The sequence below is a fragment of the Streptomyces pseudovenezuelae genome, from assembly GCF_029892565.1.
GTDB lineage: Bacteria > Actinomycetota > Actinomycetes > Streptomycetales > Streptomycetaceae > Streptomyces > Streptomyces pseudovenezuelae_A.
This window is the reverse complement of the sequence record NZ_JARXVH010000020.1, coordinates 67,776-86,089: the sequence shown is the minus strand read 5'-3', so window position 1 is coordinate 86,089 and position 18,314 is coordinate 67,776. Positions and strand designations below refer to the sequence as shown.

The 18,314-nt window shown below is 70.5% G+C and carries 17 protein-coding genes and 1 pseudogene; 7 read left to right on the top strand and 11 right to left on the bottom strand.

Annotated elements, in window-relative coordinates; all coding sequences use genetic code 11:
* The 4 genes from larA to M2283_RS41725 form a co-directional block, all read right to left on the bottom strand.
* Nucleotides 1–1,281: a nickel-dependent lactate racemase gene (gene larA / locus M2283_RS41740; protein WP_280881798.1), complete on the bottom strand. Its 1,281-nt coding sequence runs from the start codon at nucleotides 1,279–1,281 to the stop codon at nucleotides 1–3.
* Nucleotides 1,282–1,492: 211 nt separating this feature from the next.
* On the bottom strand, nucleotides 1,493–2,422 hold the full coding sequence (locus M2283_RS41735) for an aldo/keto reductase (RefSeq protein ID WP_280881797.1): 930 nt from the start codon (nucleotides 2,420–2,422) through the stop codon (nucleotides 1,493–1,495).
* Between the two features lie 56 nt (nucleotides 2,423–2,478).
* On the bottom strand, nucleotides 2,479–3,330 hold the full coding sequence (locus M2283_RS41730) for a fumarylacetoacetate hydrolase family protein (RefSeq protein WP_280881796.1): 852 nt from the start codon (nucleotides 3,328–3,330) through the stop codon (nucleotides 2,479–2,481).
* A gap of 103 nt (nucleotides 3,331–3,433) precedes the next feature.
* On the bottom strand, nucleotides 3,434–4,147 hold the full coding sequence (locus M2283_RS41725; RefSeq protein ID WP_280881795.1) for a FadR/GntR family transcriptional regulator: 714 nt from the start codon (nucleotides 4,145–4,147) through the stop codon (nucleotides 3,434–3,436).
* Nucleotides 4,148–4,451: 304 nt separating this feature from the next.
* Here M2283_RS41725 and M2283_RS41720 point away from each other — a divergent pair, with 304 nt between their 5' ends.
* The 6 genes and pseudogenes from M2283_RS41720 to M2283_RS41695 all read left to right on the top strand — a co-directional run.
* Entirely contained in the window at nucleotides 4,452–5,759 is a 1,308-nt protein-coding gene (locus tag M2283_RS41720; protein WP_280881794.1) for an enolase C-terminal domain-like protein, read from the top strand.
* The gene (locus M2283_RS41715) at nucleotides 5,756–6,514 is read left to right on the top strand and encodes an SDR family NAD(P)-dependent oxidoreductase (RefSeq protein WP_280881793.1); all 759 of its coding nucleotides are present in this window, start codon (nucleotides 5,756–5,758) and stop codon (nucleotides 6,512–6,514) included. The genes M2283_RS41720 and M2283_RS41715 overlap by 4 nt, the downstream gene beginning before the upstream one ends.
* A 101-nt stretch (nucleotides 6,515–6,615) precedes the next feature.
* Complete coding sequence (locus M2283_RS41710) at nucleotides 6,616–7,680, top strand: sugar ABC transporter substrate-binding protein (protein ID WP_280881792.1); 1,065 nt, start codon at nucleotides 6,616–6,618, stop codon at nucleotides 7,678–7,680.
* Nucleotides 7,681–7,700: 20 nt separating this feature from the next.
* Nucleotides 7,701–9,209 carry a sugar ABC transporter ATP-binding protein gene (locus M2283_RS41705; RefSeq protein WP_280881791.1) on the top strand — a complete coding sequence of 503 codons (1,509 nt, stop codon included), beginning with the start codon at nucleotides 7,701–7,703 and terminating at the stop codon, nucleotides 9,207–9,209.
* Nucleotides 9,202–10,263, top strand: coding sequence for an ABC transporter permease (locus tag M2283_RS41700; RefSeq protein ID WP_280881790.1), 1,062 nt, complete (start codon nucleotides 9,202–9,204; stop codon nucleotides 10,261–10,263). The genes M2283_RS41705 and M2283_RS41700 overlap by 8 nt, the downstream gene beginning before the upstream one ends.
* 446 nt (nucleotides 10,264–10,709) lie before the next feature.
* Nucleotides 10,710–10,963 (top strand): annotated as a pseudogene (locus tag M2283_RS41695) (pyridoxamine 5'-phosphate oxidase family protein); the annotation flags it as partial.
* Nucleotides 10,964–10,967: 4 nt separating this feature from the next.
* On the opposite strand, the gene M2283_RS41690 reads toward M2283_RS41695, so the two are convergent.
* Nucleotides 10,968–11,732, bottom strand: a complete 765-nt coding sequence (locus tag M2283_RS41690; protein ID WP_280881789.1) for a universal stress protein — start codon at nucleotides 11,730–11,732, stop codon at nucleotides 10,968–10,970.
* A 277-nt stretch (nucleotides 11,733–12,009) separates the two neighbouring features.
* On the bottom strand, nucleotides 12,010–12,690 hold the full coding sequence (locus M2283_RS41685; RefSeq protein WP_280881788.1) for a helix-turn-helix domain-containing protein: 681 nt from the start codon (nucleotides 12,688–12,690) through the stop codon (nucleotides 12,010–12,012).
* Nucleotides 12,691–12,950: 260 nt separating this feature from the next.
* Between M2283_RS41685 and M2283_RS41680 the strand changes: the two genes are divergently transcribed.
* The gene (locus M2283_RS41680; protein ID WP_280881787.1) at nucleotides 12,951–13,286 is read left to right on the top strand and encodes an STAS domain-containing protein; all 336 of its coding nucleotides are present in this window, start codon (nucleotides 12,951–12,953) and stop codon (nucleotides 13,284–13,286) included.
* Between the two features lie 264 nt (nucleotides 13,287–13,550).
* Here M2283_RS41680 and gap read toward each other — a convergent pair whose 3' ends face one another.
* From gap to M2283_RS41655, 5 genes are all read right to left on the bottom strand, one after another.
* On the bottom strand, nucleotides 13,551–14,564 hold the full coding sequence (gene gap / locus M2283_RS41675; protein WP_280881786.1) for a type I glyceraldehyde-3-phosphate dehydrogenase: 1,014 nt from the start codon (nucleotides 14,562–14,564) through the stop codon (nucleotides 13,551–13,553).
* A 107-nt stretch (nucleotides 14,565–14,671) separates the two neighbouring features.
* A complete protein-coding gene (locus tag M2283_RS41670; protein ID WP_280881785.1) occupies nucleotides 14,672–15,544 on the bottom strand; it encodes a universal stress protein in 873 nt (290 codons plus the stop codon).
* 5 nt (nucleotides 15,545–15,549) lie between these two features.
* Entirely contained in the window at nucleotides 15,550–16,572 is a 1,023-nt protein-coding gene (locus M2283_RS41665; RefSeq protein WP_280881784.1) for a zinc-dependent alcohol dehydrogenase, read from the bottom strand.
* A gap of 23 nt (nucleotides 16,573–16,595) precedes the next feature.
* Nucleotides 16,596–17,501 carry a universal stress protein gene (locus M2283_RS41660; protein ID WP_280881783.1) on the bottom strand — a complete coding sequence of 302 codons (906 nt, stop codon included), beginning with the start codon at nucleotides 17,499–17,501 and terminating at the stop codon, nucleotides 16,596–16,598.
* 153 nt (nucleotides 17,502–17,654) lie between these two features.
* On the bottom strand, nucleotides 17,655–18,284 hold the full coding sequence (locus M2283_RS41655) for a hypothetical protein (RefSeq protein WP_280881781.1): 630 nt from the start codon (nucleotides 18,282–18,284) through the stop codon (nucleotides 17,655–17,657).
* Nucleotides 18,285–18,314: the final 30 nt, after the last annotated feature.

Here is an 18,314-nt window from a genome sequence, read left to right as displayed (position 1 = left end):
TCACGGCAGCCCCCGTTCAACGTAGGGAATGGTTTGCGGCCCTTCCGGCAGGACGCACACGCGGGCGTCCGGGCCCGCGGCGGCCAGCGCCTGCGCGACGGTGGCGGATATGTCGTGGGTCTGCCGCAGATGGGCCGTTGCCAGCTCCCCATCGCTGAGGAAGGAGGTGTGCATGATGACCTGGCTGCCCGACTGGATGCGGGCCTGGATCTGCACCTGCCACTGGTCGGGAATCGTCTCGGTCCGCGCGCTGATGTCGGCGAACAGTGCCTGCGGGGACGGGGCGGAAGCCAGCACCCGACGGTAGGAACCGTGGTCGGGGAAGCCGTCACGGCACTCGGCCGCGCACACGATCGTCCCTCCGGGCCGGACCACCTGATAGGCCGCCGACATCCCCTTGACCGCCTGATAGAGGTTCTGGTCCAGCGGGAAGCCGGAGTTGGTGGTGACGACGACGTCGAACGGCGCCTTGACCGGGCGCATCGCCATCCGCTTGGCGGTGGCCGTCGCGGCGGCGTGCATGGGCAGCAGGTCGCCTCCGAACGCGGCCACGACGTCCTTGGCCCGGTTGAGCACCACGTCCAGCGCGAAGGTGACACCGGTGGCTTCTGCGATGGCGCGCACATCGTCGTGGACCGGGTTTCCGTGGGTGATGCCCCAGGTGGCGCGCGGGTCGCCGATGCGGGCCGCATCGTGCAGGACGAGCACGGTCTCCAGGGCGGCGAGTCCGGGGGCGACAAGCTTCGGTCCGCCCGAGAAGCCGGCGAAGAAGTGGGGTTCGACGAAGCCCGTGGTGATCCGGACGTCCGCCTCCACCCACTCACGGTTGAGCCACACCGGTACGCGGTCACCGTGCCGGCCCATCCACGTCAACTGCCGGGCGTCGCGGGCGTCGTGGTTGACGATCCGTACCGCGTCCACGATGTCGTCGCCGAACATCGCCCGCAGCTCTTGCTCGTCGTTGCCGCGGTGGGTGCCGGTCGCGACGAGGATCACCACGTCCTCCGGGCGGACGATGCCGTCCAGTTCGTCGAGGACAGCCGGGATCATCAGGTGCCGGGGCTGTGGACGGGTGCCGTCGCACGCCGAGATGGCCACCGTCTGCCCCGGATGCACCCGTTCGCGCAGCGGCGGTCCGGCGACCGGGCCGCGCAGGGCCGCGCGCACAACGGCCATCTGGTCGACGGCCGCCTCGTGGTGGACGGGTTCGACGACGGTCGCCGTGCGTGGATCCACCTCGATGTCGAGCCCGGACTGCCCGTAGGCAAGGAGCACCTTCACCGAACTGCCCCCACAGGCGCACCGGTTGGCTCCTGCCCGTCCTTCGCACCCCGTCGCGGGCGCACCGGCCGGTTCGAGCCGCACGTGAGGTCCCGGCACCTGTCGGGTGCGCCGAGCCTTGTGTACGCGCGGCGCCTTGGGCCGGGGCTCGATGCTGACACCGGCGAGGATGCCGGCCGCCGAGCGTGGTGGTGTGTGTGGATTGTGGTCATCATCCGTCCCGTTCGGGTGCGTCGAGTGCCGCCCACAGCTCTTCGGGGATCGTCGCGCCGGCGTGCGCGACGTTCACGGTGATCTCCTGCGCGCTGCGTGCCCCGACGACGACACCGGTGACGGCCGGGTGCCGCAGGGGGAACCGCAGGGCCGCAGCGGCCAGCGCGACGCCGTACGCGGCGCAGCGCTCACTGAGGACGAGGGCACGGCGCCGCACGGCTTCGGGTGCCGGTACGTAGCCGTAGGTGGCATCCGGGGCCAGGTTGGCCAGGATGCCGCTGTTGAACACGCCGTCGGCCAGGACGCCCACCTCGCGTTCGGCACATTCGGGCAGCAACTCCTCGGCCGCGCTGCGGTCCAGCAGTGAGTAACGGCCCGCGACGAGTACGCAGTCGAGGTCGGTCTCGGTGACGAAGCGGGTGAGCATTGCGATCTGGTTCGTGCCCGCGCCGATGGCCCGGATGGCTCCCTCGGCGCGCAGCCGGTGCAGAGCCGGGTAGGCGCCGGTGACGGCTTCCTCCCAATGGTCGTCCGGGTCGTGGATGAGGACGACGTCGAAGGCGTCGAGGCCGGAGCGCTCCAGGCTCTCGGCGAGGGAGCGGTAGACGCCTTCGGCACCGTGGTCGCGGACCCGCAGGCGGCCGGGTGCGCCGTGGAAAGCCTCATCTCCTTGGCGGGAGTCGCCGGGTGCGAGCAGCCGGCCGACCTTGGTGGACACCGTGCATTCCGAGCGCCGGCGCCCGGTGCCGGAGAGGAACGTGCCGAGCCGCCGCTCGGCGAGGCCGGCACCGTAGTGGGGCGCGGTGTCGAAGTACCGGATCCCGGCCGTCCAGGCGGATTCCAGCGTGTCGGCGGCCTGCCGGCCACCGACGGCCGAGAACAGACCGCCCAGCGGCGCCGTCCCCAGCCCGATGCGGCTGACGGTCACTCCGGAACGCCCGAGGGGAACCCGTTGGGCATACCAGGGGGGAAGCGGGGAGGGCATCAGGCCTGCCCGAGTGCGTGCCGCTGACGGCCGAGCCGGTCGATCTCCACCTCGACCACGTCGCCGGCCCGCAGGTAGGGGAAGTCGTTGGCGCCGAAGGCGACTCCTGCCGGCGTTCCCGTGTTGATCACGTCGCCGGGGTCCAGCACCATGAACTGACTCAGGTACCAGACGATGTGGTGCACCCCGAAGATCATGTTCTTGGTGTGGCCGTCCTGGCGCAGTTCGCCGTTGACCCGCAGCCGCAACGCCAAGTCCTGGGGGTCCCCGGTCTCGTCCGGGGTCACCAGCCAGGGTCCGAGCGGGTTGAACGTCTCACAGGACTTGCCCTTGTCCCACTGCCCGCCCCGTTCGTGCTGGAAGGAGCGTTCGCTCACATCGTTGGAGATGGCGTAGCCCGCGATGACCTCGGCGGCGGCATCCGGTGAGTCCAGGTAGCGGGCGGTCCGGCCGATGATCACCGCGAGTTCGATCTCGTAGTCCGTCTTGGTGCTGGTGCGCGGGATGAGGACGGTGTCGTCGGGTCCCACCGCGGTGTTGGCTGCCTTCATGAAGACCACCGGCTCGATCGGGGCCGGGGTCGCGGTCTCCTCGGCGTGATCGACGTAGTTCAGCCCGACGCACACGACCTTGCCCGGGCGCGCCAGCGGTGCGCCGATCCGCTGCCCGGCCGGGTCGGTGTGCGGCAGCGCTCCCTCGGCCAGTGCCGCGCGAGCGCGCTCCACGCCGCCGCCGGCCAGGAAGGCTCCGTCGATGTCGGCGGTGAGCGGAGTCAGGTCGTGGGCGACGCTGTCGGCGTCGAGGACGACGGGACGCTCGGAGCCCGCAGGGCCCACGCGCAGGAATCTCATCAGAGTGCTCCTCCCTGAGGGAACGTGCCTCCCTGTGACCGGCGCCTCCTGGGGCCGGACACGGAGGTGATGACGGGGTGATGAGCGGTGTGGTGAGGAACCGCTAGGCGTTCTTGACGTGGTTCGAGACCGCGCCGCTCGGCTCCAGGTGCTGGCGCAGCCATCGCTCGGTGGTGCTGACGTGCAGGAGTGCGGCGGCCTGGGCCAGGGGGGCGTCGCCGGCGGCCAACGCCTGGTAGATCGCCTCGTGTTCGTCGACCGTGCGGGCTGCGACGTTGTCGTCGACCAGACCGCGCCAGACGCGTGCGCGCACCGTCCGGCTGGAGATCCCTTCCAGCAGGGTGGCGAGGGTGGCGTTGCCCGTGGCCGCGATCACCGCCCGGTGGAACGCGGCGTCGTGCTTGTTGAGCCGCTCCACGTCGTCCCGGGCCGCGCGCATGGCGTCCAAGTGCCGCTCCACCTCCGCCAGTTCCTCGGGCGAGATCCTGGTGGCGGCCAGTCCTGTGGCCACCGGTTCGAACAGCAGGCGCACCTCGGTCAGCTCCAGCAGGGTGTCGCCGCGCAGCAGTTCCACCGCCGACCCGATGCTGCTCAGCAGCACCTCGGGTTCGAGGCTGGTGACATACGTGCCGTCGCCCCGGCGAATCTCCAGCACCCGGGCGACCACCAGCGCCTTCACCGCTTCCCGCATCAGATTGCGCGACAGACCCAGCTCCGCGGCCAGCTGCTGCTCGGGCGGCAGTTTCGCTCCTGGCGGCAGCTCCCCCGACTGGATGAGATCCCTGATCCGGCCGATCGCCTTGTCGGTCAATGACATGCGACTGCTCCCTGCTCGTTGCTCAGGCTGCGGCAGCGTAGCAATACATCCCATCACCGTGGAAGAGATGGGATGGCTGGAGCTTCGTGACCCATACGTCACCGACGCAAAGCACCAGGTGAACCGGCTCCCGCCATAAGCGTTTCTCCCGGGGTATGGACATCCAGGGCGGTCGACCCTATAAATCCATCCCATGTCCAGTGTCTGCCGCAGCAGGCAGGACATCTCTTTGACACACGACGATGGGTGGTCACCATGGCCCCGAGACAGCACCGGATTCTCCGAGCCGAAGGTGCCGGGCCCGATGAGTGAACTGATCAGCGCGGTCGAGGCCGTCGACGTACGGTTTCCGACTTCACGGGACCTGGACGGCTCCGATGCCATGAACCCCGAGCCCGACTACTCAGCCGCGTACGTGACGATCCGAACAAGCTCCGGGGACACGGGACACGGACTCGCCTTCACCGTGGGACGCGGCAACGACGTCGAGGTCGCCGCCATACGGGCCTTGGCCCCGCTGGTCATGGGGCTGCCGGTCGAGGAGGTACTGGCCGATCTCGGCGGCTTCTCCCGGCGGCTGACCGGCGACAGCCAACTGCGCTGGCTGGGCCCGGAGAAGGGGGCCATCCACATGGCCGCAGCGGCGATCGTCAACGCCGTCTGGGACCTGTACGGGCGTCGCACCGGAAAGCCGGTCTGGCGCCTGCTGGCCGAACTCTCCCCGGAGCAACTGGTCGATCTGATCGACTTCCGCTACCTGCAGGACGCCCTCACCCGTGACGAGGCTCTTGACATCCTGCGCCGCGCCGAGCCCGGTCGCGCCCAACGCACCACGGCCCTGCTGAAGGACGGATACCCGGCCTACACCACGACGCCCGGCTGGCTCGGCTACGACGACGAGAAGCTGATACGGCTGTCCAAGGAGGCGGTCGCCGAAGGCTTCGGGCAGATCAAGCTGAAGGTCGGCGCCGACCGCGAGGCCGACGAGCGCCGGATGCGGCTGGCCCGCGAGGCGGTCGGCCCCGACATCAGGATCGCCGTCGACGCCAACCAGGCGTGGGGGGTCCAGCAGGCGATCGAATGGATGGCGTCGCTCTCGCCCTACGATCCCTACTGGATCGAGGAACCCACCTCGCCGGACGACATCCTGGGCCACGCCGCCATCCGCCGGGCGCTGGCACCCATCAAGGTGGCCACGGGTGAACACACTCACAACCAGGTGATGTTCAAACAGCTCCTCCAGGCGGGCGCGCTCGACATCCTGCAACTCGACGCCAGCCGCACCGCCGGTGTCACCGAGAACGTCGCCATCCTGCTGCTGGCCGCCAAGTTCGGCGTCCCCGTCTGCCCGCACGCCGGCGGGGTCGGCCTGTGCGAGATGGTCCAGCACCTGGCGATGTTCGACTACATAGCCGTCAGCGGCACCACCGAAGACCGCGTGATCGAGTACATCGACCACCTGCACGAGCACTTCACCGACCCCGTCCGCATCCGCGACGGCCGCTACCTCGCCCCGTCCTCCCCCGGCATCAGCGCCCGGCTGCACCCGCAGTCGCTGGCCGACCACCGCTACCCCGACGGCCCCGTGTGGAGTGGGGAGGCCGGTCGATGAGCACTCCCGAGTTCGCGGGACTGACGGCCCTCGTCACCGGTGGCGCCTCCGGCATCGGGCTGGCTACCGCACGCCTGCTGGCCGCCCGCGGCGCCCGCGTCGCCTGCCTCGACCTCACCCCGGACGACCTTCCAAAACCCCTCATCGGCATCCGCGCGGACGTCACCGACGACGCCGGCGTCCGGACAGCCGTCGAGGAGGCCGCACGCCTGCTCGACGGCATCGACATCCTGATCAACAACGCCGGGATCGGCGCCCAGGGCACCCTCGAGGACAACACCGACGACGAGTGGCACCGGGTCTTCGACGTCAACGTCCTCGGCATGGTCCGGGTGACCCGAGCCGCCCTCCCTCATCTGCACCGCTCCGACAGCGCGGCCGTCGTCAACACCTGCTCCATCGCCGCCACCGCGGGACTGCCCGACCGGGTGCTGTACTCAGCGACGAAGGGCGCCGTGCTCGCGCTCACCCGGGCGAGTGCCGCCGACCTCGTGCACTCCGGCATCCGCGTCAACTGCGTCAACCCGGGCACGGCCGACACCCCATGGATCAGCCGCCTCCTGGACCGGGCCGCCGACCCCGCGGCCGAACGCGCCGCCCTCGACGCCCGCCAGCCCATGGGCCGTCTCGTCGCAGCCGAGGAGGTCGCCGCGGCCATCGCCTACCTGGCGAGCCCGCTGGCCGGCTCGACCACCGGCACCGACCTCGCCGTGGACGGCGGCATGCACGGCCTTCGGATCCGCCCGCGCACCTGACCCCGGTCCGTCCCACTCGGCTCACACCCCGGCGACCGCACCCACACAGCCGGCTCCGCACGCAGCCCGTCCGCGCGACCCACCAGCAAGGAGCACGAGCAATGAAGCTCAAAGCCACCCGATACGCCTGCTTCGCCGCCCTCGCCGCCCTGACCGCAGGAACGCTCACCGCCTGCGGCGGATCCGCATCGTCTTCGGGCGATGGTTCGGGGGTGATCGGGGTCGACTACCCGCGCTCGGACACCGACTTCTGGAACTCGTACATCAAGTACACCCCGCGGTTCGCGAAAGAACTCAAACTCGACCTGAAGACCACCAACTCGCAAAACGACGTCGCCAAGCTCACCGCCAACGTCCAGACGTTCATCAGCCAGGGAGTCAAAGGCGTCGCGATGGCACCGCAGGACACCGCCGCCATCGCGCCCACCCTCGCCCAACTGGAAGCGAAGAAGATCCCGGTCGTCTCCGTGGACACCCGTCCCGACACCGGAAAGGTGTACATGGTCGTCCGCGCGGACAACCGGGCGTACGGCGAGAAGGCCTGCCGGTATCTCGGCACGAAGCTGGGAGGCAAGGGGAAGGTCGTCATGCTCCAGGGCGATCTCGCCTCCGTCAACGGCCGCGACCGTACCGAGGCGTTCAACGCGTGCATGAAGAAGAACTACCCCGCCATCAAGGTCTTCGGTGAAGCCACCAACTGGGACGGAGCGGTCGCGGCGCAAAAGCTCCAGACCGACCTGACCGCGCATCCCGACATCAAGGGTGTGTACATGCAGTCCAGCTTCGCCCTGTCCGGCACGCTCCAGGTGCTCAAGCAGAAGAACCTGCTGGTCGGTCCCGACGACAACAAGCACGTGTTCGTCGTCTCCAACGACGGCATTCCCGAGGAGCTCAAGGACATCGCGGCGGGCCGGATCGACGCCACCGTCTCCCAGCCGGCCGACCTCTACGCGAAGTACGCCCTCTACTACCTGAAGGCGGCGATCGCCGGCAAGACGTTCAAGCCGGGCAAGACCGACCACGACAGCACGATCATCAAGGTGCGCGACGGCCTTCTGGAGGACCAGCTCTCCGCGCCCCTGGTGACGGCGGACGGCGGCACCTACGGCACGGTCCCCAGCCTCAAGAGCGACGACAAGTCCCTCTGGGGCAACAACCTCGGCTGAGCGGAAGGCGATACGCAGACATGGTTACGGCTCCGCCCGTCGCCCAGGCGGCGGGAATCACCAAGCGGTTCGGGTCCACGGTGGCGCTGCGCGACGCCGGAATCACGATCGCGCCCGGGCAGACGCACGCGCTCGTCGGGCGCAACGGTGCGGGAAAGTCCACCCTGGTCTCCATCCTCACCGGGCTGCACGCACCGGACGAGGGAACGGTGACCTTCGGCGGCGAGCCGGCCCCCCGGCTCGCGGACCGTGACGCCTGGCGCCAACGTGTGGCCTGCGTCTACCAGAAGTCCACCATCATCCCGGGGCTGACGGTCGCCGAGAACCTCTTCCTCAACCGGCACGACCGCGGTCGCGGCGGCCTCATCAGCTGGCGAACGGTGCGCGACAGGGCACGCGAGCTGCTGCGGACCTGGTCGGTCGATGTGGACGTGCGCACCCCCGCCGCAGAACTCGACGTCGAACAGCGGCAGTTCGTCGAGATCGCCCGGGCATTGTCCTTTGGGGCGCGCTTCATCATCCTCGACGAACCCACCGCGCAGCTGGACGGAGCCGCGATCAACCGGCTGTTCACAAGAATCCGCGACCTTCAACGTCAGGGCGTCACCTTCCTGTTCATCAGCCACCACCTCCAGGAGATCTACGAGATCTGCGACACGGTCACGGTCTTCCGCGACGCCCGGCACATCCTGACCGCCCCCGTGGCCGCCCTGCCCCGCGCAGAACTCGTCGCCGCCATGACCGGCGAGGGCCCGGCCGAGAACTCCCGGGCACGCCGCCGCCCCGCGGACACCACATCCGCGGACGTACTCGCGGTGGAAGGCGCCACCCTGCAGGCCGCGTACGAGGACGTGTCCGTCCGCATCCGCGCCGGGGAGATCGTCGGTCTGGCCGGCGCGGCGAGCAGCGGCCGTATCGAGGTGGCGGAGACGGTCGTGGGACTACGGGCCGCCGACACCGGCACGGTGACGATCGCCGGCGCTCGTCCACGGCCCGGCAGTGTGCCCGCGGCGCTGACGGCGGGGGCCGGCTTCGTTCCACAGGACCGCCACCGCCAGGGATTCGTGCCGGAGATGTCCATCGCGGACAACGGAACACTGACCATTCCCGAACGGCTCGGTCCGCCCGGTCTCATAGACGGCCGCCGCCGGGACGCCTTCGCCCGTTCCATGATCGAGAACCTGGCGATCAAGACACCGGGGCCCGAACTGCCCGTCTCCGGGCTCTCCGGAGGCAACCAGCAGAAGGTCGTCATGGCACGAGCCATGGCCAACGACCCCAGGGTGCTGGTGCTGATCAACCCGACCGCCGGCATCGACGTGCGGTCCAAGGAGTTCCTCCTCGGCAAGGTCGAGGAGATCGCCGAGTCCGGCACCGGGGTGCTCATCGCCTCCGACGAACTCGACGACCTGCGCATGTGCGACCGGGTCCTGGTGATGTTCCAGGGCCGTGTAGTGGCCGAGAAGGCCGGCGACTGGCACGACCACGAACTCGTGGCCGCGATGGAAGGAGTGGACCTCGATGTCTGACAGTGCGACCGCGGCCGCCGCGAAGAGCCCGGACGGCGGACAGCCGGACACCGCGAGCGACCAACCCGCCGCCGCGAGGACGGCAGAACGCAGGATCGCCTTCGCCCGGCTGCGCGACTTGGCACTCATTCCCGCGATCATCGTCATGGCGATCGTCGGCCAGATCGTCAATCCGGTGTTCCTGCAGGCCGACAACCTGATCAACGTGCTGCAGACCATGTCCGAGATCGCGCTCCTGGTCCTCGCACAGACCCTCGTGCTGATCGTCAAGAAAATGGATCTCTCCCTGGAATCCACCGTCGGACTCGCCCCCGGAGTCGCGGCCTGGCTCACCATCCCGACAGGCGCAGGGCACGGCATCGGACTACTGCCGGGCGGCTGGTCCGTCCCGCTCACCCTGACGGTCGGTCTGCTGATCGGTGTGGTGAACGCCCTGTTCATCATCCGGTTCGGACTCAACGGCTTCATCGTGACGCTCGGCATGCTCATCGTGCTGCGCGGCATCCTGACGGGCATCTCCGGCGGCCAGACCTTCTTCCAGCTGCCCCCGTCGATGCTCTACCTCGGCACCACCCAGTGGCTGGGCATGCCCGCCTCGGTGTGGGTCTGCCTGATCCTTTTCGCCGTCGGTATCGTGGTGCTCGGCTTCACCAGCTTCGGTCGCTCCCTCTACGCCATCGGCGGCAACGTCGACGCGGCGAAAGCGGCCGGTATCCGTACCGACCGGGTTCTGTGGATCGTCATCGTCACCGCGAGCGTCCTAGCCGCGCTGAGTGGCCTGCTGCTCTCGGGACGCCTTGCCTCGGTGGCCTCCGCCCAGGGCAACGGCTACATCTTCACCGTGTTCGCCGCCGCGGTCATCGGCGGTATCAGCCTCAACGGCGGCAAGGGCACCGTGTTCGGCGCGTTCACCGGCATCCTGCTGCTCTTCCTGATCCAGAACGTTCTCACCCTCGGAGGAGTCCCCGCGCAGTGGATCGGCGCCCTCAACGGCGCGATCATCCTGATCGCCCTGGCGCTGTCCCGTATCACCGGAGGCAAGGTACAGGAGTAGGCGCCGCCTTCGCCCGGCCTTCGCTCCCCCTCCACCGCCACGGCACATGGGCCGACGACCACTCGAAGGCGTGCGCCAACCGGACCTCCACCCGGATTCGGTCGGCCTCGTGCGCCGCGGCCGCCGCCGCCATACCCGACTGCGAGCCATCGACTCCTACCACGACCGGGCCGCTCAGGTCGGTTCTCCCTTTCCCTCGCGCAGTGTTCAGAACCCGGGCGCCTCGCTCAGCGGTTCGCCGACGGGCAGCCGCGTACTGCCGAATCCGCAACCTCGCGGCGTCGGGCTCGGCGGCTCCGGTCTTGCGTCCCAGACCTCAAGACTCGCCCTCGGCGCCGCACCTCCGACAGGACCGGATGGGTCCCTGAAGCACGCCGTCCGGCCCCGTCACCCCGTTCCGTCCGGTCGCCACAGGCCCTCGCCGCCGAGTAGAGCTCGACAGCGCCATAGCGCCGCGGCTGTTGGGAGCGTGTCGCTGGGGAGGATCGTCTTCACCCGGCACGCGTTGCCGACCGTGCGCCTGGTCAACCACGTTCTGCCCTACGGGGACATCGTCGTCCGCGTCCACGACGGGCCCGCCCTGCTCGTGACTGATCCCGGTGAAGGGGCCCGCTGCCGGGCGATGTTGCGGCCCTGGGTGGCAACGACCATGGAACAGACGATCCGTGTCCGCCCTCATGTGGTCACCGGCATCCGCCTCCCAGTCACCTGGTGGGGACGACGACCACCGGGCAGTGCGAGTGGTGCAGGAGGGTGCGCGCGGCCGGCCCCAGGTGTCCGCCGTGCCGGCCCTCCGGCCGGTGCGATCCGATGACCACGACGACGGCATCCCGGGTGGCCGCCACCAAGGCGTGCGCCGGGGCGGTGTGGACCGTCCGACTCTCCACCGCCACCCTCGGGCGGCCCTCCTGTCCCGGGCTCGTCGCCGGTATCAGCGAGGGCGGTTCGGGACTGGTGTGCCGGTGCGTCCGGGAGTGCAGGACACGCAGGCGCGCGCCGCGCAACTCCGCCTCTTCAAGGGCGTAGAGGGCCGCCTTCGTGCTGGTGTCGCTCTCCAGGCCGAGCAGTACATCGCGGCGGTCGTCGTGCGGACATTCCCCGCGTACGACCAGCAGTGGTCCCTGCACCTGCGCGGCGAGGCGTGAACTCACGGCGCCGCACACGAGACCGGCCAGTCCACCGAGTCCCCGTGGGCCGACGACCGTGAGCACCGCGTCCGCGCTCTCGCGGACCAGCGCCCGCACGACGCCGTCCGCTACGGCCCTGGTCTCCACGGGCACGTTGGGGTGCCGTTGCCGCACGCGCGAGGCGGCGGACGCGAGAACCGGGCCGGCTTCGTCGCGGTCGGGCACGGCGTACACCACGCGCAGCGCGATGCCGCGCCGCGCCGCTTCCTCCGCGGCCTGGTCCAACGCCCTTACGGAGACCAGTGAGCCGTCCACTCCGACGACCACGTGTGGGAGAGTCATGGACCTGTTTCCCTTCTGCGCGCTCAAGGTGTGCCCAGGACGTGTGCCTGAGGCAGGAGGCGCCGAAGGCGGGTCCGCTGCGGACCAGGGGCGCCGCCCGACGATCCGGGCCGGGGTGCCTCCACCGACGATGCTCGTCGTCCGCCGGCCCGCAGGGCAGGAGCCATGAGTACCCGTCACAACGCCGAACGGCCCTTTGGAATGGGGCCGTTCGGCTTGCGACGCGAGGCAGGGAAAGGAGCGCCCGCCCGGGCTGTGCCGGACGACGACGTCTCCGTCACACGGTGATCCGGCGTCCCGTGACCGCCTGCATGTCGATCCGCACCCACAGTTCGCGCTCGCCTCCCGCCCACGGCCTGCTGTGGGCGCTGTCCGCGAGCCGGCGTGCCTCGTCGGGGTCCGTCACCGCCCGCCCACGCCCCTGCACGAGCACACTCCAGCCCCGGCTGAACGCGTCGTCGATGCGGTCCACCTCGAAGGCCACCCGATGGCCGACGGCCAGCGAAGGCGTCGCACCGGGGGCAGTCCGGAACACGATCGCGCCGTCGACGACGCTGTAGTTGACCGGCACGACGACCGGCCCCGAGCCGGTTGACACCGCGATTCTCCCCACCCCGTGCGTGCCGAGCAGGGACCTGCACTCGTCCGTGCTCAGCTTCGTGAACTCGGGTCTGCCGGCGGCCTGTTCAAGCCCGGGCGGCAGATCGACGGCTCCGCCGGCGAGTTCCGGCACCGTGGTCTCCAGGGCGTCGGCCAGGTGGAGGAGTGTGCCCCTGCCCGGTGCGGCGCCGGGATGCTCCTCCAGGTGCTTGAGGTAGCTGGTCGCCATGTCCGCTCGGGTGGCTGCCTCCGGGAGGGTCAGGCCCAGTTGTGCGCGCCGGGTGGCGAGGCGGCGTCCCAGGTCGCCCAGGGGTCGTTCCGCCGGCGTATCGGTGTTGGTCTGTGTCCGTTCGGGCATGGTCGTCACGTCCCTCGGCTCGGTGATGGTCGGGGGCGGGATCTCGGCTGCCAGTACGAGTCCGGCGTCCCGCTCGCGCCGGGTTCATCCCGCACATCCAGCGTGACCTGCGTGCGAGGCGGACCGCTTGGGCCGGTCGGGCCATCGTCCCGACCGGACGGGCCCTGCTGGGCGCGGCGGGTACCGGGGCCTACCGGGCCCCACCTCCCGGGACCGATCGGCCCTTCCGCACGGAGTTCCACTGCGGCTTTGATCTCACCATGCCCGAAAACGGCACGAGGTCCGCGCCGTCTCGCACCGTCCGCAGCATCGGCGGGGCGACCGTCGTGACGTTGCACGGCGAGATCGACCTCGTGACGGCGATCCCGCCGGCGTCCCGCCTCGACGCCCTGACCTCGGGACCGCACCCCGATCTGGTGCTCGACCTGAGGTCCGTGTCCTTCATCGACTGCTCCGGGTTCAGTGTCCTGTGCCGTGCCCGCAACCGGGTCCGGGCAGGGCACGGCCGACTGCGACTGGTCACCGACGGCGGCAGCTTCCTGCGGGGGCACCACGGCGGTCGCCGCCACCGGTGTCGTACTCGGCGCGGCCGATGACGCGGTCATGGGTCTTGGCCGGCTGGGCGCAGTAGCCGGGGTGGGGCCCGGTCGGCGGCCAGGGCTCCCTGCCGCCGGCTCGTCGCGAAGAACCTGAGCCGCAGGTTTTCCGGCGACATCTCCTCGTAGAACCCTTCCGGTAGGTCGTGGTCCAACGGCTCCCCGGGCTGGCGCAGACGGTGGTTCCGTCCCCTTCTTCCGCCGGTCGTCCGTGACGTGCGGAGGGGACCGGTGGCCAAAGGCACCGGTCCCCTCCGGGGTGTGTCAGTCGTCGGCGACGAGGGCCGTGAGGTCGAGGAGCCGGTTGGTGTAGCCCCACTCGTTGTCGTACCAGCCGAAGACCTTGACGAGTGTGCCGTTGGCCTGGGTGAGGGCCGGGTCGAAGATGCAGGAGGCGGGATCGCCGATGACGTCGCGGGACACGATGGGCGCCTTCGACACTCGGAGGATGCCGTTGAGCGGTCCCTCGGCGGCCACGGTGAACGCCTCGTTGATCTCGTCCGCGGTCGCCTCGCGGTTCAGGACCACGGCGAGGTCGGTGAGAGAGCCGTCCTCGACGGGGACACGGACGGCGATGCCGTCCAGCGCCCCTGCCAGCTCCGGTACGACGAGGCCGACCGCGCGGGCGGCTCCGGTGCTGGTCGGGATGATGTTCAGTGCGGCCGAGCGGGCCCGGCGCAGGTCCTTGTGCGGGCCGTCGAGCAGGGACTGGTCGTTGGTGTAGGCGTGGATGGTGGTCATCATGCCGCGCTCGACACCGAAGGCGTCGTGCAGCACCTTCATCATCGGTGCGACGCAGTTGGTGGTGCAGGAGGCGGCGGAGACGATCCGGTCGCGATGGCGGTCGTAGGTGTCGTCGTTGACGCCCAGGACGATGGTGGCGTCCACGTCCTTGCCCGGCGCCGACAGCAACACGGTGTGGGCGCCGCCCTTGAGGTGCAGGGCCGCGGAGTCGCGGTCGCGGAAGCGGCCGGTGCACTCGACGACGACGCCGGCGCCGTAGTCGGACCAGTGCAGTGCGGCCGGGTCGCGTTCGGCGGTGACGGCGATGCGCCGCCCGTCGACCGTGATGGAGCTGTCGTCGTGCTGGACGTCGCGGCCGATGCGGCCGAACGTCGAGTCGTACTCCAACAGGTGGGCCAGAGTGGCGGGCGAGGCGATGTCGTTGATCGCGACCACCTCGACGTCCTGGGTGCCCGCCTCGGCACGGTCGAGGGCCGCGCGCAGATAGGTGCGGCCGATGCGGCCGAAGCCGTTGATGCCGACGCGTACGGTCATGACGGTGAACTCCTTTTGGTGAGTGGTCGGTTCAGGCGTCTCAGGGCCGGTCCGTGGCCTCGGGTGGATCGTGCGGTGCTCGCGGATCCATGTCGGGTGGCGAGCGCTCACGTCCGCTCGGGCACGATCACGACCGGGCAGGCGGAGTGGTGCAGGACCCCATGGGCCACCCGGCCCAGCTGGAGTCCGTAGTGCCCGGGGCGGCGCTTGGCTCCGACGACCAGGAGGTCGGCGTCCCGCGAGGCGTCCACCAGCACCATCCGGGTGCGGCCCTCGACCGCGCGGCGGTGTGACGCGACATCGGGCGGGGCGTCCTGGAGCGCGGTTTCGAGGGCTTCCACCGCCTGCTGCTCATGCAGTCGGGCGGGTTCTGCAGACATCAGCGGATGGTCGGTGGTCTCTCGGGCGGGCCACCGCCAGGCCCGTACGGCTTCCAGGGCCACCCCGCGCCGCCGCGCCTCCCCGAAGGCGAAGCGCACCGCCGCCGAGTCCGCCGGCTTCTCTCCGACGCCCACGACGACACGGCCGTGTGTTCCGGTCCGGGCCTGGTTGTCGTGGGTGCCGCCCACGACGACCATCGGGCACTGCGCGTGCCCGGCCACGATCAGACTCACGGAGCCCAGCAGCGCCTCGGCGAGGCCGCTGCGGCCACGGGTGCCCGTCACCAGCAGCGAGGCGGTCCTGCTCTCCCGCACCAGTGCGTACTCGGGTTCCTCGGGCAGTACATCGGTGGAGATCTTCACGTCGGGCTGACGGTGGCGGGCGCGCCGGGCAGCCGTATCGACGATGTCCTGGGCCCGCACCTTCTCCGACGGCCTGTTCAGGTCCGCGGCGAGCGAGGTGCCCTCGTACCGTTCCCACAGCGACGCGTACACCACCCGTAGCGGCGCGCCGCGCAGTACGGCCTCGTCGGCCGCCCAATCGACGGCCCGCAGGCTGGGCTCGGAGCCGTCGACGCCGACGATGATCGGGAGGTCCATCGTCCTCACCGTCCCGTACCGAGGTCGAAGACGATCCGGGCCCTGACGTCGCCGCGCAGCACGTCGGCGATGGACTCGTTGACGGAGGCCAGCGGGCGGGTCTCGCTGATCACCTTGGTCCGGCCGGCCGCGTGCAGTTGGAAGACCTCGGCGAGGTCCTGCCGGGTGCCGACGATCGAGCCGATCACCGAGGTGCCGTTCAGTACGGTGTCGAAGATCGGGACCTGGATCGTGCCGTGCGCGGGCAGGGCGACCATGACGAGCTTCCCGCCGCGCCGCAGGCCGGAGTTGACCGCGGCGAACGCGGCCTCGTTCACCGACAGGGCGATCGCCGCGTGCGCACCGCCGTGCCGCTTGAGGACCTCTCCTACGTCCTCCTTGCGGGCGTCGATGACAAGGTCCGCGCCGAGTTCGGCGGCGAGTTCGAGCTTCTCGTCGGTGACGTCGATCGCGGCGACAGTGGCTCCGGCGATCTTCGCGTACTGCACCGCCAGGTGCCCCAGCCCGCCGACACCGGAGATCGCGACGAGCTGCGCGGGCCGGACCCCCGCGACCTTGAGCGCCTTGTACGTGGTCACCCCGGCGCAGGCCAGCGGTGCGGCGTCCACGGCGTTCACACCATCGGGCACCGGCTGGGCGAAGTCGGCCCAGGCCAGCATCTTCTCGGCGTACCCGCCGTCGCAGCCGTAGCCGGTGTTGATCTGCTGCTCGCACAGCGTCTCCCAGCCGGACAGGCAGTGCTCGCACCGCCCGCAGGCCCAGCCGAGCCACGGCACGGCCACCCGCTGCCCGACGGACAGGTGGGTGACGCCGTCGCCGACCTTGTCCACGAGTCCGACGCCTTCGTGGCCGGGAACGAAGGGCGGGGTCGGCTTGACGGGCCAGTCGCCGTGGGCGGCGTGGATGTCGGTGTGGCACAGTCCGGACGCTTCGACGCGCACGCGAACCTGGCCGGGGCCGGGCTCGGGGTCGGGGCGGTCCTCGATGACCAGGGGTTCGCCGAAGGCTCGTACGACCGCTGCCTTCATGATTGCGGCTCCTCAGGTGTGGGTCAGTCGTGCGGGACGACGGCGACGGGGGCGATGGAGTGGTGCAGGACGGCGTGGGTGACGGAGCCGATGTGCGCACCGAGCGGGCCGCGGCGGACGCGGCGGCCGACGATGACCAGAGATGCCTGACGGGAGGCGTCGACGAGATGGGCCCCGGGGCTGCCATAGGGGCACTCCTCGGTCACCTCGGTCTCCGGGAACTTCTCGGTCCACGGGCGCAGGACCTCGGTGAGGGCGGTGGATTCGCGCAGTGCCAGGGCCCCCTGCACTTCGAGGTCCACGGGCAGGCCGTAGGCGTAGTAGGCGGGCGGGTTCCAGCCGTGGACGACCCGCAGAGAGGTGTCACGGCGGGCGGCCGCGGCGAACGCGAACCCGATGAGTTCGTCGTCGGGGCTCTCGATGCCGAGGCCGAGGACGACGGGCCGGAACGGAGCCGCCGCGGACGGGATGCCGACCGGGTCCATCTCGTGTTCGTCGGCGGCCTGCTCCCCGGCGCGGACCAACACGACCGGGCGGTCCGCGTGTGCCACGACGGACAGCCCGACCGAACCGACCATGAACCCGCCGACCCCGCCCAGTCCACGGGAGCCGAGAACGAGCAGCTCCGCGTCCTTGGCGGCGCTCACGAGTACGTCGGCGGGCCGGCCGGACAGCAGTTCATTGGTCACGTCGAGGCCGGGATGGCGCAGCCGGATGCCCTCGCCCGTCTCGCGGGGAATCCGCTCTGTCCAGTACTGCTGCGTCTCGGCGCCGAGCATCGGTGCCTGCGCCATGGGCGCCGGCACCGGCTCCCAGACCTGGACCAGCTTCAGCGGCAGGCCGAGCAGCCGTGCCTCGCGGGCGGCCCACTCGGCCGCCGCGCGGCTCTCGGCGGAGCCGTCCAGGCCGACGGTGACGGTGCGGGTCATGATGTCCACCTTCTGAATCGGGGGGTCCTGGCTGGAGCCTGGTCCTCGGATGAGGCGCCCGGCAGGGGCCGCAGGTCCCTTCAAGGGACCGACCGGCCCTGGTCGGTGTTCGGCGTCGCGGACCCTCGGCGGGGTCCGCGGCACCGCCCGCGGTCACCGCAGCCAGTGGCTACGGCGGATCAGCGGGAGCCTCGCCCAGAGCCTGCCGAGACCCAGGGTGTCGCCGGCGGAGACAGCGGCCAGGGCGATCAGGGCGACGGCGTAGATGAGGTGGTAGTCCACGAACGGGTTCGACGACAAGCTCGGCGAGCCGTCCGAGAGGTGCTGGGCCGGCGGCCACTCCGCCACCCACATGAACGCCATCATCAGAGTGCCCGCGACGGCCGCGAAGCGCAGCGCGACGCCGGCGACGAGCGCGACACCTACCCCGAGCAGACCGAGCATGAACAGCCAGTTCACCCAGGGATCCCCGGCCCAGGAGTGGAACGTGGACTCCATCGGGCCGGCGGCCACGCCGCTCAGGAAGCCCTTCGTCGGCGAGCCGCCGTCGGCCCAGCCCTTGCCGGAGGGGGTGGCGTAGCCGAGGCCGAAGGTCTTGTCGAGGAAGGCCCACAGGAAGACGAAGCCGGTGAGCAGGCGCAGGGAGGCGAAGGCGTAGGCCCGGGCGGCGTGGGTGTCGCTGTGTGCCGACACGGCGGACTGGGAGGCGGGGGCGGTCCCATTGCCGCGGAAGGACGGCAGGTGGAAGCCCTGGCTCTGACGAGGGCGCTCGTGAACGGCCATGGTGGTGATCCCTTCGGGGAGGAGCGGGAG

Excerpts from the sequence above, each read along its gene's own strand:
- M2283_RS41730 (WP_280881796.1), bottom strand. The coding sequence starts at position 3,330 with ATGAGATTCCTGCGCGTGGGCCCTGCGGGCTCCGAGCGTCCCGTCGTC.
- M2283_RS41725 (WP_280881795.1), bottom strand. The coding sequence starts at position 4,147 with ATGTCATTGACCGACAAGGCGATCGGCCGGATCAGGGATCTCATCCAG.
- M2283_RS41720 (WP_280881794.1), top strand. The coding sequence starts at position 4,452 with ATGAGTGAACTGATCAGCGCGGTCGAGGCCGTCGACGTACGGTTTCCG.
- M2283_RS41715 (WP_280881793.1), top strand. The coding sequence starts at position 5,756 with ATGAGCACTCCCGAGTTCGCGGGACTGACGGCCCTCGTCACCGGTGGC.
- M2283_RS41710 (WP_280881792.1), top strand. The coding sequence starts at position 6,616 with ATGAAGCTCAAAGCCACCCGATACGCCTGCTTCGCCGCCCTCGCCGCC.
- M2283_RS41705 (WP_280881791.1), top strand. The coding sequence starts at position 7,701 with ATGGTTACGGCTCCGCCCGTCGCCCAGGCGGCGGGAATCACCAAGCGG.
- M2283_RS41700 (WP_280881790.1), top strand. The coding sequence starts at position 9,202 with ATGTCTGACAGTGCGACCGCGGCCGCCGCGAAGAGCCCGGACGGCGGA.
- M2283_RS41690 (WP_280881789.1), bottom strand. The coding sequence starts at position 11,732 with ATGACTCTCCCACACGTGGTCGTCGGAGTGGACGGCTCACTGGTCTCC.
- M2283_RS41685 (WP_280881788.1), bottom strand. The coding sequence starts at position 12,690 with ATGCCCGAACGGACACAGACCAACACCGATACGCCGGCGGAACGACCC.
- M2283_RS41680 (WP_280881787.1), top strand. The coding sequence starts at position 12,951 with ATGCCCGAAAACGGCACGAGGTCCGCGCCGTCTCGCACCGTCCGCAGC.
- gap (WP_280881786.1), bottom strand. The coding sequence starts at position 14,564 with ATGACCGTACGCGTCGGCATCAACGGCTTCGGCCGCATCGGCCGCACC.
- M2283_RS41670 (WP_280881785.1), bottom strand. The coding sequence starts at position 15,544 with ATGGACCTCCCGATCATCGTCGGCGTCGACGGCTCCGAGCCCAGCCTG.
- M2283_RS41665 (WP_280881784.1), bottom strand. The coding sequence starts at position 16,572 with ATGAAGGCAGCGGTCGTACGAGCCTTCGGCGAACCCCTGGTCATCGAG.
- M2283_RS41660 (WP_280881783.1), bottom strand. The coding sequence starts at position 17,501 with ATGACCCGCACCGTCACCGTCGGCCTGGACGGCTCCGCCGAGAGCCGC.
- M2283_RS41655 (WP_280881781.1), bottom strand. The coding sequence starts at position 18,284 with ATGGCCGTTCACGAGCGCCCTCGTCAGAGCCAGGGCTTCCACCTGCCG.